Below are 12,622 nucleotides of genomic sequence, written 5' to 3' on the forward strand. Positions count from 1 at the left end.
CTGCTCATTGTACCGGGCGCGCGCGCCGGTGCCTGGAGGCCTGAAGATATAGGACGAAACGCGCCTCGCGACAGCCAGCGCCAATGTCCTTGCAACGAACCGAAGCGAACGGCCTGCATGCCCGCTGCAAGCCGGGCGAGCGCGAGCCCGCAGCCGGGCGCTGCCGATCCACGCCCGGCCACTCGAGACTTTGGCGCGGTGCGCTTACTTCACATGCACGGTGATGGTCTTGCTGAGTTCGGGACCATAGGAACGATGCGCGCCGTCGCCGAATTGCAGCGTCAGCGTATGGTCGCCCGGCGGCAGCGTGAGATCCGTTTCCGTCTGGCCCTTGCCGAAGTGCAGCGCTTTGTCGTTGGCGGGAATCACCTCGCCTTTGGACAACGGCTTGCCGTCCACCAACAGATGATGATGGCCGGTGCCGTCCGTCATCGTGCCGGCGGGCGCGATTTTCATGCCGTCCAGACCGAACACCACGTGGACGGGATTGCTGACGGTCGCGCCGTCCGTCGGCTGCACAAAGGACACGCTTGCCGCCTGCGCCGCACCCGATGCCGCCAGCAATCCAGCCAGTGCCGCGCCGGTCAACCATTTGGTTTTGAACATCGTCTTCTCCTGGTTAGAAACACGAGCCACACAGATACGCAGTCCCGCTGCGAGTGAGCAGCATACACGCAGTGCGTGACGAGCTTTGGCGGCTGCCATCTGACAAAAACCGGATTGCCGAAGCATTTGACGAATTCCGGTAATATTGCGGGTCGCCGCCGGCGCCCCAAAAAGGGGCAGACTGCGCGGACCATTGCATTGAAGAGAGAAGAGTGCGTCGTGAGTGAAGTAATGGATGTGACTGAGTACAAAAGCTGGGTTTGCCTGATCTGCGGCTGGATCTACAACGAAGAGGAAGGCTTGCCCGACGAAGGCATCGCGCCCGGCACCCGCTTTGCCGCGATTCCCGAGGACTGGCGCTGCCCGCTGTGCGACGTCGGCAAGGCGGAGTTCGCGGTGGTCGAGTTTTGAGGTCGCGCGGTTGGTAGATACGCAGCCGGTTTTAGTCGAGTCGGCAACGCGATAACGCGTTCGTGGTTTGCGCGGCCCAGCAGGTGATGCCTGCTGGGCCGCTTCTATTTTGGGACCGCAGCGATCGAATGGATTCGGGTCAGCCGTCCTGCCGCTGGTTGTCGTCGATAGGCGCGCCTCTCCCTGTTCTGTTCGCCCCTTTCCGCATTGGCGACGGGCGCGGCGGTACCGCATACAGATATCGCACGGCTGGTTTCAAAGCGACAAGCTCAAGCATTTCGCGGTCGCAGCGCCGTTCGGCGCGCCAGGTGCGTACCTGGCGCGCGACACGGCGCATCCGGTGATTTACGGCAGGCTGATCGGGACGATTCCTGGGCTCATCAAGGAAGGTATCGACGGCACCTGTCGCACGAGCGGTTTTTCCTACAAGGATCTGGCCGAGGATGTCGCCGGCGCGCTCACCGGCGCGTTGCTTGGCGACTGGGCTATTACCTGTAGCCGCGGGTCGCGAGGGCAGACGGTGGCGGTGGCTTATTCGACGCGGTTTTGAGGCGATTTTGGGCGAGTGCGAGCGTGGTGCCGCTTTGTGCGTTTTTGCTATACTCTTGCCCTCGCTCGCTTAGCTTAATGTAGCCAAACACGCGAGCGGCTGCCGTGGAATGTCGGCGCGGCGGTTTGGATTCCGGGGCCTGGTCCGCCCCGTTATTGCTGTCCATCTCCCTGTAGTTCAATGGATAGAACAAGTGCCTCCTAAGCGCTAGATGCAGGTTCGATTCCTGCCAGGGGGACCACCCGCTTCTCACGTCGCCAAGGCAATCCTGCGGTTGCCGGCCGCACCCCCGCGGCCCACGCGCCTCACGGACCGGACGTCTCACCATCCAGTAGACCCTCTTGCCGAGTTCAATCCCGACATCCGTGACCACACCGGTCACATGAGTGATGCGAATTTCCCCGCGCTGTAGCTGCCCGGCAGATTTCCAGCGTCGCGGCGTCGATACGCTGCTACGCCGGGCGCGCCACTAAACCCGCTTCGGACTATCCAGCCCCCGAACCACCGCCGGCCGCGCGACGAACGCCGCGAGCGCACGCCTCACGTTCGGAAAATCCTGAATGCCGACGAGCTCGCCAGCTTCATAGAAGCCGACCAGATTGCGCACCCACGGAAAAGTCGCGATATCCGCAATCGAGTACTGATCGCCAAGAATCCACTCGCGTCCTTCCAGGCGCTGCTCCAGCACACCGAGCAGCCGCCTCGATTCCGCGACGTAGCGATCGCGCGGGCGCTTGTCCTCGTAGTCCTTGCCCGCGAATTTGTGGAAGAAACCGAGCTGGCCGAACATCGGGCCGATGCCGCCCATCTGGAACATCACCCACTGAATGGCTTCGTAGCGGCCGGCGGCGTCCTGCGGAATCAGTTGGCCTGTCTTGTCCGCGAGGTAGATCAGGATTGCGCCGGATTCGAAGAGCGGCAACGGTTTGCCGTCGGGACCGTTGGGGTCGATGATCGCGGGAATCTTGTTGTTCGGGTTCAGCGACATGAACTCCGGCGTCATCTGATCGTTCGTGTCGAAGCGCACCAGATGCGGCTCGTACGGCAAGCCGGTTTCTTCGAGCATGATCGACACCTTCACACCGTTCGGCGTCGGCAGCGAATAAAGCTGGATGCGCTCCGGATGCGCTGCAGGCCATTTTTTCGTGATCGGGAAAGCGGACAGATCTGTCATGTGATGATGTAGCCCTGTGCGGAATGGCGGATAAAAACGCTATCGGGACGACCGCCCGGCCGGCTGGCCGGCGTTCGTCACGATGCGGACCGCCCAATATAAACCGACTCGGCGCAACGCGTGCTGCGGCCGGCAGGTCCGCGCATCAGGCGTGGCTCACCACAGATCTTTCGTCGCGCTGCCCGCGCGCACGTTATAGCCCTCGCGCCATAACGCGGCGCCCACGGTCAGCAGTTGCGTGCGGTGGGCGACGTCGAGCTGCTCCCACGCCGATGCCAGCCAGGCCGCGAAATTCGCGCAGGTTTCCTCCAGGTCGACTGGCGCTTTGCCCTCCAGGTACTGTCGTTCGAACATCGAAAGCACTTTCTCCGGTGTCATTGGCTCGCCTCCATGTTGGATGCATTCAGTCTAAAGGCGTCGCAGCCACTGCGGCGCGTTCGGAGCGCCAAAACCGGGTTACTCCCAGGCCGCACGTTCCGGCAATTGAGAAAAGGCGCCGAAGCGCCTTTTCACGGACACGTGATGCAGCCGCATTACGGGTTGTTGCGCTTCGCTTCGTCCTTGGCATCTTCCTTCGCGTCGCCGTAGGACTTCTGCACCTTGCCCGCGCCCTGCTGGACATCGCCCTTGAGTTCCTTGCCTGGGTTGTCAGTTGCCTTGCCCACGGCTTCGTTGATCTTTCCCTTTACCTGTTCGCCCACGCCTTTTACCTGGTCCTTGTTCATCTTCGACTCCGTCTAAAGGTAGTGCCGACGCAACATTGCGCCAGTGACCGTGCCGAGCAACGCTCATGCCCGGCACGTCTGCAGACGAATCCACCGGGTTTTGAACCGATACAACCGACGTCGCGTCCACCCCGTCGAAAATTTTTTTTCACGCGAACCCTAAAGTTCCCCTCCAGCCCGCCGTAATAGCGGCCATGGAGGAGCCATGGACCGCACACCCGTCACCCTGTCGGCATCATCGAAAACCGCTTTGATCGACGGCGACATCACGCATATCGCACGCGCGATGCGGCTGTCCTTGCAAGGCGATCTGGCCGGCCCCATTCTGCCGCCGGCCTACTGGCGCGAGCGTCTTTACAAGCTGCTCGACATGGGCAGCCTGACGCACCCGCAACTGTGCGCGGTGGACAGCCTTCTGCTGCAACTCGACCAGTTCGAAGCGCAGCCGCCGCTGCCTTGGGACGAACTCGCGCCCGCCACCGCAGCGCTCTTTCCGCCGACGCACGAAGCCGGCGCCGGCCAGCGCGCCTGACGCGGCGCCTTCGGCTCGACCGGAGGACGCCGGGCGCCTTGGCGCGCCTCGCGGGTCTCACGCGCACCCCGTCCTCGCGAAACTCGCTATAAAAAAAGGCCGCGAACCATGCCGCGGCCTCAACACGTCGCAACGCAGGGACTTCGCGTCACGCTGCTAGCGTACACATGCAACCATGACAGGCGCATTTCGAGGCGGGCCTTTCCGGCGCGTCACATCGCGCCCCAAAATTCCTGGACAGGCGGTTGTCGAACGGTCAAAATGTCCGCCAAAATTCCCAGCGAAAAGACAACATGACACGCGACATGACCCCGGCCACGAGGCACGATCTGCTCACACAGGCGTTGCAGGTCTATAGCCAGGCGGAAATCGCGGCGCGCTGCGGAAAGAACGTTCGAACCATTCGCCGCTGGAAGAGCGATCAAACCTGTCCACGAATTGCGGAAGCCGCTTTGCGTGAGATGTTGCAAGCCGAACCACGCAACGGGCTTACGAAAAGCCAGCCTGATTTTCGTTTCATCGACCTCTTTGCCGGCATCGGCGGCATTCGGCGCGGCTTCGAAGCGCACGGCGGCCGGTGCGTCTTCACGAGCGAATGGAACGAGTTCTCGAAGAAGACCTACCAGCAGAATCATCGCGATGCGGACGACGCACACCAGTTCGTCGGCGATATCGTTTCCTTCGCGGAACAGGCGGTTCCGCCGCACGACGTGCTGCTCGCCGGTTTCCCCTGCCAGCCTTTCAGCATTGCCGGTGTGAGCAAGAAAAATTCGCTCGGCCGTCCGCATGGTTTCGAATGCACGACGCAGGGCACCCTGTTCTATGACGTCGCGCGCATCATCGATGCAAAGCGTCCAGTGGCGTTCCTGCTCGAGAACGTCAAGAACCTCATGTCGCACGACAAGGGCAATACGTTCCGCACGATTCTGGAAGTGCTGCGCGACGAACTGAAATACGAGGTTCACCATAAGGTAATCGACGGGCAACACTTCACGCCGCAACACCGCGAGCGGATCGTGATTGTCGGCTTCCGCGAACAAACCGATTTTTCTTTCGACGACCTGCAATTGCCGACCAGCGGTCCGCGCCTTGCGTCTATCCTGCACAAGACCGACGGCAGCGAGCCGCTGTTGCCGCACGACGGCGAGCGCTTCTTCGACCACGTGCGCCGCAACGTCCAACCGAAATACACGCTGACGCCGAACCTGTGGGCCTACCTGCAGGCTTATGCGGAGAAACATCGTGCGGCTGGGAATGGCTTCGGCTTCGGGCTGGTCACGCCGGCCAGCGTCACGCGCACGCTGTCGGCGCGTTATCACAAGGACGGCTCGGAGATTCTGCTCGCACAAGGCAAAGGCGAGCGGCCGCGCCGCCTGACGCCGCGCGAATGCGCGCGCCTGATGGGCTTTCCCGACGACTTCGTGATTCCCGTGAGCGATACGCAGGCGTATCGCCAGTTCGGCAACAGCGTGGTGGTGCCAGTCATGCGGGAAGTGGCGCGCATCATGACTCCGCATATCAGAGCGCTGCTCGCACAGGACTTTCAGCCTCAGCAAGCACGAGCGCTGCTTCACGCGTAATCATGCGTGCAGCGCAGTCCGGTCGGGTAAGAGCCCCGCACCGGACCGCGCGGCCGCTAGGCTCAGCCTGCGGGGCTCATCGCGGCTTCGTGAATCAGCGCCGCGACTTCCGCAGGCCGCGACGCGAGCGACGCATGACTTGCCTCGAGCGTCACGATCTTCCTGGCGTTAAGCCGTGCGGACATCATCTTCTGATTCTCAGGATGGATCATCCGGTCCTCACTGGAAATCTGGTACCACGAGGGCTTCTTCGCCCACGCAGGAGAAGTAATCTGGTCTCCGAACGTTCCGGCTAGCGGCGCTTTTTGCGTAACGGCCATGACGAGCGCCTCGTCGGCAGCCAGGTCCTGACAGAAGCTCTGATGGAACTTCTCCGGCTTGATCCAGAGATAGCCGTCGCTGTCGGGCTCGAGGTTCGCCGCCGCATCCGGCAGCCGCTGCTGCGTAATGCCGCCGGGACTCTCGCCCTTGTCCGGAGCAAACGCCGCGACATACACGAGCCCTGCTACATCCGGATGATTGCCCGCTTGCGTGATCACCGCGCCGCCATACGAGTGTCCGACCAACAGAACCGGGCCACCACACTGCGCGATCATCTTGCGGGTTCGTTCGACGTCATCCGCAAGCGACGTCAAGGGCAATTCAACTGCGCGGATCGATTCATAACCTTTGCGCGCGAGCTCGACGATGACCTTGCTCCAATGGGCGGCGCCGCCCCAAAAACCGTGCACCAGCAAGATCGCAGGCTGATTGCTCATTACAGCACTCCTGTTTGTTCGAATGGTAATTGTTGTGCGCTGACCGCGGCATCGATCGACTCCGCGGTGCGCGCGAGACGCGTCAACCGCTGCCCCGGAAGACAGTGGTCGATACCATCATAGGTCCATTAAAACGAAACGCAGGGAAAGTTATCGGCGTGTGGCGAGCTCGAGCGCGGAGAGGCCGATCGCGTCCAGACGCGAGCGGAGAACCTCGATGAAATGCCGCGTCAACAAGGAGGGCGCCGTGTGCGCGCGCATCGCCATGCGCACGGGAACATCTATCGCCGGTTCGAGCGGCTTCACCAGCAACTGGCCGGCAAAGGTATTCGCCACATACGGATTGACGATGCCCACGCCATTGCCCGCGCTCACTAGCGCGCAGATCGTAATAGACGACGTGGTCTGGATCGCGAAGTCCGTCGGCATATCGTGTGCGTCCAGCACCGCCTTGATCGCGATGGTCAGGTCGTCCATCTCGCCGAGAGAAAGCAGACGCTCGTCATGCAATGCTTTCACATGCACCGTGTGCTGCGCTTCCAGCCGATGGCCGAGCGGCAGCACGCAGACAGCGGGCACCGTCTTGATGATCTCCGTCTGGAAGTCGAGTTCGTCGAGCTTGCCAGTGGTCAAAATCAGATCGAAGAGTTCTTGCCGCAGCAGGTCGGTCAATTGCGGCGTCGCGGCCGTCTGCACGTTCAGATAGGTCTGCGGAAAACGCGTGCGGAATTCGCGAATGACCTGCGGCAACAGACCGGTGCCCAACGTGGGCGTACAACCAATGTGCAATGCGCCCGTGCCTGACTTGCGCAGGATCGAGACTACGGACTCGATGTTCTCAAGACCGTTGAAATGCTTCTGCACGGTCTTGTACAGCAGTTGCCCCTCGCTCGTCGGCCGCAGCCTGCCCTGATGCATCTCGAACAGCTTCAGCCCGGAGGAGCTTTGCAGTTCGGCGAGGCGCCGGCTGATGGACGGCTGCGTGGTGTTCAGCGCCGCGGCGGCTGCAGTCGTCGTACCCATCTGCATGACGGCGCGAAACGCCTGGATCTGTTGAAAGTTCAGTGGCCGGGTCATGTGGGGACAATCCGATCGACTCGTCGGGTGGGACTATACCAAAAGTGAATAGTCGTACGGCAAAAATGAATTATCTGACATTGCCGCGCGGGCGATATCCTTCAGCCATTGTTCGCATCGGCAGAGGCAGCCGGCGCTTTCGTTGCTTTCCCTGCTTTCCACTCAACCCGGCCCGCTCATGACCGCTTCGTCGCAATGCACTGTTGACCGCCCTTGTCCGCGTGCAGGATCCGTCAAACATCCATGCCCGATCCGGCGAATAGGCGCGGGCGATCGGCATCATTTCTTCGGCTACTACAACAAGAGCGCCTGGGACCGCACCGGACGCTACGTGCTCGGCAACCGGCTCGCAATGATGGACGCGCCTCTCACTCCCGAGTTGCCCGCGGAAGTCGGCTATTTCGACATTCAGGATGGCGAATCATTTCGCGCAATCGACACGACCACCGCCTGGAACTGGCAAATGGGCTGCCAGTTGCAGTGGCTCGACGGCGAGCCTGGCCGCAAGCTGATCTACAACACACGCACCGGCGATCTGTCAGCGCGTTATCCGGGTTTCGGCGCAATCGTTTTCGACATCGATAGCGACAGAAAGACGGCGCTCCCCATGCCGGTCTATGTGTGCGCGCCCAATAGCCGCTATGCCCTTTGCGTCGATTACCGGAGGCTCTACGTCACGCACGAAACAATTGGCTACAGCGAGCATGGCGGCCCGTTCCCGGTGCCGCTCGCACCGGCGGACGACGGCATACACCGCATGGATCTCGCATCGGGCAAAACCACGCTGATCGTGAGCTACGACGATTTGCGCCGGTTCAACCACGTTGCGTCGATGGAGCGCGCCATTCACTGGGTGAGCCACATCGAGATCAATCCTGCGTCGTCGCGCGTGCTGTTCCTGCACCGCTGGACTGAACGCACCGCCGACGAAACCTGCTTTTTGCATCGGCTCATCACGATGAATCCGGACGGCTCTGCCATGCGCCTGCTCGAATGCTCGGACCACCCGTTGCCGCAACTGGCGGATGATTTCGATCCTTCCGCGGTCGGCACGTTCGACTACGAGAAGTCCGAGTACCAGATATCGCATCCGCTCTGGCAAGACGATTCGCACATCGTCGTGTGGGGTCCTCACGCCGGCAGCATCCACTATCACCTGTATGAAGACCGCGAGGGCGGCCATGTGCAGGTGATCGGCCGCGATCTGCTGACCGAAAACGGGCACATGAGTTTTTCGCCCGTCGACAGGCGCTGGCTGTTGTCGGACACCTACCCCGACTCGCAGACCAACACGCGCGTTCTGTTTCTGTACGACATGCACGAAGGCATGCGCTACGAGATCGGCGAATTCTATGCACCGCCGGATCTGAAAAAAGAAAACCGTTGCGATCTGCACCCCCGCTGGAATCACAACGGCAGCGCCGTTTGCATCGATTCAGTTCACGAAGGCGCACGGCAGATGTACGTGATCGACGTCTCGCTGATTACCGGCACGCGCTGAAAGCAACACCGGCAAAAGAATCGACTCGCGGTTTCACGACCGCGCTTTTCGGGGAGCCCCAAAATGCCCATCCTGGAGACGACCATGAAACAGCAGCACCCCGTGCGCGTTCTGGCACGCAGCCGCGTCGCGATCGCCGCCATCGCCATCACCCTCGTGGCATTGAATGCGTTCAACGAAGCGAGAGCGGCGCAACCCGAGCTGACGGGCACGCTGCTGAAAGTCAGCGAGGAACATGTGATTACCATCGGCTATCGCGATGCATCGGTTCCGTTCTCTTATTACGATGCCAACCAGAAGCCGATCGGCTACTCCATCGACATTGCGCATCTGATTGTCGAGCGCATCAAGACCGAACTGAAGCTTCAGGATCTGAAGGTCCGTACGATTCCGATCACCTCGCAGAACCGGATCTCGCTGCTTCAGAACGGCACCATCGACTTCGAATGCACGAGCACCACGAACAACGCGGAGCGCGCGCAGCAGGTGTCGTTTTCAAACAGTTTCTTTACGATCGGTACGCGTCTGCTCGTCAGCACGAAATCGGGCATCAAGGACTTCGCCGATCTGAAAGGCAAAACGGTGGTGGTCGGCGCGGGGACTACTTCGGAAAAAATCCTGCGCAAGATGAATGTCGAGAAGTCGATGGGAATGGACATCATCAGCGCGAAAGATCACACCGAATCTTTCCTCATGCTGTCCACCCGCCGCGCCAAAGCGATGATGATGGACGACGCGTTGCTCGCCGGCGAACGCGCAAAAGCGCGCAATCCCGAGGATTACGAAATTGTCGGCACACCGCAGACGCACGAGGCATACGGCTGCATGCTGCGCAAGAACGACGCGCCGATGAAAGCGATCATGGACGCCGCAATCGCCGACGCACAAAAGTCCGGTCTTGCGGCGAAGCTGTATCAGCGCTGGTTCCAGCAGCCTATCCCGCCAAAGCGCGTGAACCTCGGCTTGCCGCTCTCCCCGCGCATGCAGGCACTGTTTGCGAATCCCAACGACAAGCCGACGTCCTGAGCCGCGTCGAACGACTGTAACGACTTGCATTAACACGCGCCGACGCGCGCAGGCTGGAGGGATTCCATGGATTACAGATGGCACTGGGGCGTGCTGCTGCAGCCCGTTGCTACCGGCGAGCCCGCCACCTACTTCGACTGGCTGCTGTCCGGACTCGTCAATACCGTTGAATTGACATTGCTCGCCTTCTCGCTCGCGCTCGCGTTGGGCACCGTGTTCGGCGTGATGCGTACCTTGCCCAACCGCGCCGCAAGTGCAGCGAGCGCCGCGTATGTGTCGATTTTTCGCGGCGTACCGCTTATCGTGCAGTTCTTTATCTGGTTCTTCGTCGTGCCGGAACTGCTGCCGGGCGCTGCTGGCGACTGGCTAAAAAGCCTGCCCTCGCATCCGCAGTTTCTGATTGCATCGGTAGTTTCCCTTGGCGTGTACACCGGTTCGCGAATCTGCGAGCAAGTGCGTGCCGGCATTCTGGCCCGCCCAGTAGGACAGTTCCATGCAGCTTTCGCACTCGGACTCACGCGTGCACAGGCCTATCGCTACGTGCTGTTGCCGGTTACGTTTCGCACAATATTGGGTCCGCTGACATCCGAGTTTCTCATCATATCCAAGAACTCGGCCGTGGCATCCACCATCGGTTTGCTGGAACTGTCGGGCGAGGCGCGGCAACTCGTCGACTACACCGCGCAGCCGTACGAGTCGTTTATCTGCGTGACGCTGGCATATGTAGGACTCAATTTCGCGATGCTGCGCGGCATGCGCTGGGTCCGCCGGCGCACCGCGCTGCCCCGAACGGTTGGGAGCTGACATCTATGTTCGAGATGGACTGGCAAGCGCTCATCGACTCAAGAGACGTCCTGCTCTCAGGCATGAAAATCACATTGCAGATCACCGTTGTCGCGATTCTGGCTGGCCTTGCGTGGGGCACGGTGCTGGCGGTGTTCAGCATGTCCTCGCATCGTCCGCTGCGTATTTTCTCCCAAGCGTATGTGTCGCTGTTCCGGTCGATTCCGCTCGTCATGCTGCTGTTGTGGTTCTTTCTGATCGTGCCGCAACTGCTGAAGGCACTATTCAGTCTTCCTTCGACAGTGGACTTGCGGCTCATTTCAGCACTGACAGCCTATTCATTACTCGAGGCAGCGTTCTTCTGCGAAATCATTCGCGCAGGCATTGCAAGCCTGCCGAGCGGACAGTTTCAGGCGGGATACGCACTCGGTATGACATCGGGCCAGACGCTGCGCTATGTGATCTTGCCGCAGGCGTTTCGCGCAATGGTGCCGCTTGCGCTCACGCAATGCATCGTCATCTTTCAGGACACGTCGCTTGTCTATGTGATCGCGCTTGGCGATTTCTTTCGGCGCGTGACCGCGATCGGCGAGCGCGACGGCACTATCGTACCCATGCTGCTCGTCGCGGGCCTGGCTTACTGGGCGATCACAACCGTGCTGATCGCGATCACCAATGGCGTCCGTATGAGACTCGCAAAATGATTGCACTGAACGACCTTTCGAAATGGCATGAACAGTTCCCGGTACTGGACAACTGTTCGCTCCGCGTGCACGAAAGCGCGGTTGTAGTCGTATGCGGACCTCCGAGCTCGGACAAATCAACGTTGATCAAGACGATCAACGGTCCTGAGCCGATTCACCGCCAGCGCGCCAGATGACGAGCAGTGCAAGCCACGACACGCAACTGCGCATGTTCGTCGCGGTGGCGAAATCTCATTCGCTGCGCGCGGCGGCGGACGCTGTCGGCATCACGCAGCCGGCCTTGAGCCGGCACGTTCAGTCACTCGAACTGAAGCTGGGCCACGCCCTGTTCAGGCGCCACGGACGCGGCATGCAGCTCACGTCCGACGGCGAGGCGCTATTCCGGACGGTGGAACCGCTCCTTGACGCACTCGACGAGTCCGTCTCGCATGCCGCGGCGCACGGCCCCGGTTGGGGACTTTCGCTGCGCATCGCCACTGTGCAGACGCTGATCGGACATTTCATTCCCAACTTCAGCAAGGAGCTGTTGCGGATCTATCCGCAGACGCGGCTTTCGCTGCAATGCGACAGTTCGAGCCACGTCGTCGAAATGGTTTTACGCGGCATGGCCGACCTGGGTCTGACCTATTCGACCGATCTGAGCACCACCGACCTGCAAAGCGTCGATCTTCACGAAGAACGCCTCGCTCTTTATCACAGCGCCAACATGGATATCAGCCGCGAAGCGATGTCTCGCCTCTCTGAGCTGAAGCTGATCCTGCCACCCCGTCATTTCGGAGTGCGACGCTATGTGGAGCGCGTGCTGGGCTGCGCGATACAGCCATCAATTGAATGCGACTCGCTGGAGCTCTCATTGCGCATGGCGTCGGTTAGCCGCGCCATTGCATTGTTGCCGGAACACGTCCCCGATGATTTAATAGCGAGCTGCGATTTGAAGCGCATAATCCTCGCGGATATTCCCCCCTCGGCGGCTTGTCGCCTTCTGGCGAGTTCAAAGCCGGAAACCCGTGGTACTGGACACGGCGATTGAAATTGTCACGCGGACTCACCCCGCCAAACCATAACAACACGTTAATTCAGACTTATTTCTGGGACCATGGCACTGCCTTTCGGCCCCGCTCATAATTGCATTGCGCTGCGCAGCATGCCACGCATACTTTCAATAGCTTCTGAAGCCGATAGACAACTAAAAGAA

General features: G+C 60.7%; 15 protein-coding genes, 1 tRNA gene and 1 pseudogene. 10 read left to right on the forward strand and 7 right to left on the reverse strand.

From position 1 onward, the window contains the following. Positions 1 to 204: 204 nt before the first annotated feature. Complete coding sequence (locus tag A3AC_RS0111240; protein WP_025598929.1) at positions 205 to 606, reverse strand: DUF4399 domain-containing protein; 402 nt, start codon at positions 604 to 606, stop codon at positions 205 to 207. A 231-nt stretch (positions 607 to 837) separates the two neighbouring features. Between A3AC_RS0111240 and A3AC_RS0111245 the strand changes: the two genes are divergently transcribed. The 3 genes from A3AC_RS0111245 to A3AC_RS0111255 all read left to right on the forward strand — a co-directional run bounded on the left by A3AC_RS0111245 (position 838) and on the right by A3AC_RS0111255 (position 1,808). After that, on the forward strand, positions 838 to 1,017 hold the full coding sequence (locus tag A3AC_RS0111245; protein WP_035475017.1) for a rubredoxin: 180 nt from the start codon (positions 838 to 840) through the stop codon (positions 1,015 to 1,017). Between the two features lie 67 nt (positions 1,018 to 1,084). Then, complete coding sequence (locus tag A3AC_RS29160) at positions 1,085 to 1,567, forward strand: hypothetical protein (protein ID WP_232231929.1); 483 nt, start codon at positions 1,085 to 1,087, stop codon at positions 1,565 to 1,567. Between the two features lie 166 nt (positions 1,568 to 1,733). Continuing rightward, positions 1,734 to 1,808 (forward strand) — tRNA-Arg (locus A3AC_RS0111255). A gap of 75 nt (positions 1,809 to 1,883) precedes the next feature. On the opposite strand, the pseudogene A3AC_RS30660 reads toward A3AC_RS0111255, so the two are convergent. The 4 genes and pseudogenes from A3AC_RS30660 to A3AC_RS0111270 all read right to left on the reverse strand — a co-directional run. Next, positions 1,884 to 1,982, reverse strand: a pseudogene (locus A3AC_RS30660) (DUF1275 domain-containing protein); the annotation flags it as partial. 54 nt (positions 1,983 to 2,036) lie between these two features. Then, entirely contained in the window at positions 2,037 to 2,741 is a 705-nt protein-coding gene (locus A3AC_RS0111260; RefSeq protein WP_025598931.1) for a glutathione S-transferase C-terminal domain-containing protein, read from the reverse strand. A gap of 156 nt (positions 2,742 to 2,897) precedes the next feature. Then, positions 2,898 to 3,119, reverse strand: coding sequence for a hypothetical protein (locus tag A3AC_RS0111265; protein ID WP_025598933.1), 222 nt, complete (start codon positions 3,117 to 3,119; stop codon positions 2,898 to 2,900). A gap of 155 nt (positions 3,120 to 3,274) precedes the next feature. Next, the gene (locus tag A3AC_RS0111270) at positions 3,275 to 3,466 is read right to left on the reverse strand and encodes a CsbD family protein (protein ID WP_025598934.1); all 192 of its coding nucleotides are present in this window, start codon (positions 3,464 to 3,466) and stop codon (positions 3,275 to 3,277) included. A 205-nt stretch (positions 3,467 to 3,671) separates the two neighbouring features. On the opposite strand from A3AC_RS0111270, the gene A3AC_RS0111275 reads away from it, so the two are divergent. Together A3AC_RS0111275 and dcm are read left to right on the forward strand one after the other, a co-directional pair. Next, positions 3,672 to 3,998, forward strand: a complete 327-nt coding sequence (locus A3AC_RS0111275; protein ID WP_025598936.1) for a hypothetical protein — start codon at positions 3,672 to 3,674, stop codon at positions 3,996 to 3,998. Between the two features lie 293 nt (positions 3,999 to 4,291). Then, positions 4,292 to 5,578 carry a DNA (cytosine-5-)-methyltransferase gene (gene dcm, locus A3AC_RS0111280; RefSeq protein ID WP_035475018.1) on the forward strand — a complete coding sequence of 429 codons (1,287 nt, stop codon included), beginning with the start codon at positions 4,292 to 4,294 and terminating at the stop codon, positions 5,576 to 5,578. 62 nt (positions 5,579 to 5,640) lie between these two features. On the opposite strand, the gene A3AC_RS0111285 is transcribed toward dcm, so the two are convergent. Together A3AC_RS0111285 and A3AC_RS0111290 are read right to left on the reverse strand one after the other, a co-directional pair. Then, positions 5,641 to 6,336: an alpha/beta hydrolase gene (locus tag A3AC_RS0111285; RefSeq protein ID WP_025598938.1), complete on the reverse strand. Its 696-nt coding sequence runs from the start codon at positions 6,334 to 6,336 to the stop codon at positions 5,641 to 5,643. Positions 6,337 to 6,486: 150 nt separating this feature from the next. Further along, positions 6,487 to 7,413, reverse strand: a complete 927-nt coding sequence (locus tag A3AC_RS0111290; protein WP_025598939.1) for a LysR substrate-binding domain-containing protein — start codon at positions 7,411 to 7,413, stop codon at positions 6,487 to 6,489. A 178-nt stretch (positions 7,414 to 7,591) separates the two neighbouring features. Here A3AC_RS0111290 and A3AC_RS0111295 point away from each other — a divergent pair, with 178 nt between their 5' ends. The 5 genes from A3AC_RS0111295 (at position 7,592) to A3AC_RS29165 (ending at position 12,457) form a co-directional block, all read left to right on the forward strand. Beyond that, positions 7,592 to 8,914, forward strand: a complete 1,323-nt coding sequence (locus tag A3AC_RS0111295; RefSeq protein WP_025598940.1) for a hypothetical protein — start codon at positions 7,592 to 7,594, stop codon at positions 8,912 to 8,914. Positions 8,915 to 8,998: 84 nt separating this feature from the next. Then, positions 8,999 to 9,940, forward strand: a complete 942-nt coding sequence (locus A3AC_RS0111300) for a glutamate/aspartate ABC transporter substrate-binding protein (protein WP_025598942.1) — start codon at positions 8,999 to 9,001, stop codon at positions 9,938 to 9,940. Between the two features lie 66 nt (positions 9,941 to 10,006). Beyond that, complete coding sequence (locus tag A3AC_RS0111305) at positions 10,007 to 10,744, forward strand: amino acid ABC transporter permease (RefSeq protein WP_025598944.1); 738 nt, start codon at positions 10,007 to 10,009, stop codon at positions 10,742 to 10,744. 5 nt (positions 10,745 to 10,749) lie between these two features. Further along, the gene (locus tag A3AC_RS0111310; RefSeq protein ID WP_025598945.1) at positions 10,750 to 11,427 is read left to right on the forward strand and encodes an ABC transporter permease subunit; all 678 of its coding nucleotides are present in this window, start codon (positions 10,750 to 10,752) and stop codon (positions 11,425 to 11,427) included. A gap of 208 nt (positions 11,428 to 11,635) precedes the next feature. Continuing rightward, on the forward strand, positions 11,636 to 12,457 hold the full coding sequence (locus tag A3AC_RS29165; RefSeq protein WP_232231930.1) for a LysR family transcriptional regulator: 822 nt from the start codon (positions 11,636 to 11,638) through the stop codon (positions 12,455 to 12,457). The last annotated feature ends 165 nt before the right edge of the window (positions 12,458 to 12,622 follow it).

Origin of the sequence: Burkholderia sp. WSM2230 (genome assembly GCF_000472445.1) — a bacterium.
Classification (GTDB): Bacteria; Pseudomonadota; Gammaproteobacteria; order Burkholderiales; family Burkholderiaceae; genus Paraburkholderia.

What these genes read in the sequence shown, in the direction of transcription:
- A3AC_RS0111240 (WP_025598929.1), bottom strand. Translation starts at nt 606, where the DNA reads ATGTTCAAAACCAAATGGTTGACCGGCGCGGCACTGGCTGGATTGCTG.
- A3AC_RS0111245 (WP_035475017.1), top strand. Translation starts at nt 838, where the DNA reads ATGGATGTGACTGAGTACAAAAGCTGGGTTTGCCTGATCTGCGGCTGG.
- A3AC_RS0111260 (WP_025598931.1), bottom strand. Translation starts at nt 2,741, where the DNA reads ATGACAGATCTGTCCGCTTTCCCGATCACGAAAAAATGGCCTGCAGCG.
- A3AC_RS0111265 (WP_025598933.1), bottom strand. Translation starts at nt 3,119, where the DNA reads ATGACACCGGAGAAAGTGCTTTCGATGTTCGAACGACAGTACCTGGAG.
- A3AC_RS0111270 (WP_025598934.1), bottom strand. Translation starts at nt 3,466, where the DNA reads ATGAACAAGGACCAGGTAAAAGGCGTGGGCGAACAGGTAAAGGGAAAG.
- A3AC_RS0111275 (WP_025598936.1), top strand. Translation starts at nt 3,672, where the DNA reads ATGGACCGCACACCCGTCACCCTGTCGGCATCATCGAAAACCGCTTTG.
- dcm (WP_035475018.1), top strand. Translation starts at nt 4,292, where the DNA reads ATGACACGCGACATGACCCCGGCCACGAGGCACGATCTGCTCACACAG.
- A3AC_RS0111285 (WP_025598938.1), bottom strand. Translation starts at nt 6,336, where the DNA reads ATGAGCAATCAGCCTGCGATCTTGCTGGTGCACGGTTTTTGGGGCGGC.
- A3AC_RS0111290 (WP_025598939.1), bottom strand. Translation starts at nt 7,413, where the DNA reads ATGACCCGGCCACTGAACTTTCAACAGATCCAGGCGTTTCGCGCCGTC.
- A3AC_RS0111295 (WP_025598940.1), top strand. Translation starts at nt 7,592, where the DNA reads ATGACCGCTTCGTCGCAATGCACTGTTGACCGCCCTTGTCCGCGTGCA.
- A3AC_RS0111300 (WP_025598942.1), top strand. Translation starts at nt 8,999, where the DNA reads ATGAAACAGCAGCACCCCGTGCGCGTTCTGGCACGCAGCCGCGTCGCG.
- A3AC_RS0111305 (WP_025598944.1), top strand. Translation starts at nt 10,007, where the DNA reads ATGGATTACAGATGGCACTGGGGCGTGCTGCTGCAGCCCGTTGCTACC.
- A3AC_RS0111310 (WP_025598945.1), top strand. Translation starts at nt 10,750, where the DNA reads ATGTTCGAGATGGACTGGCAAGCGCTCATCGACTCAAGAGACGTCCTG.
- A3AC_RS29165 (WP_232231930.1), top strand. Translation starts at nt 11,636, where the DNA reads ATGTTCGTCGCGGTGGCGAAATCTCATTCGCTGCGCGCGGCGGCGGAC.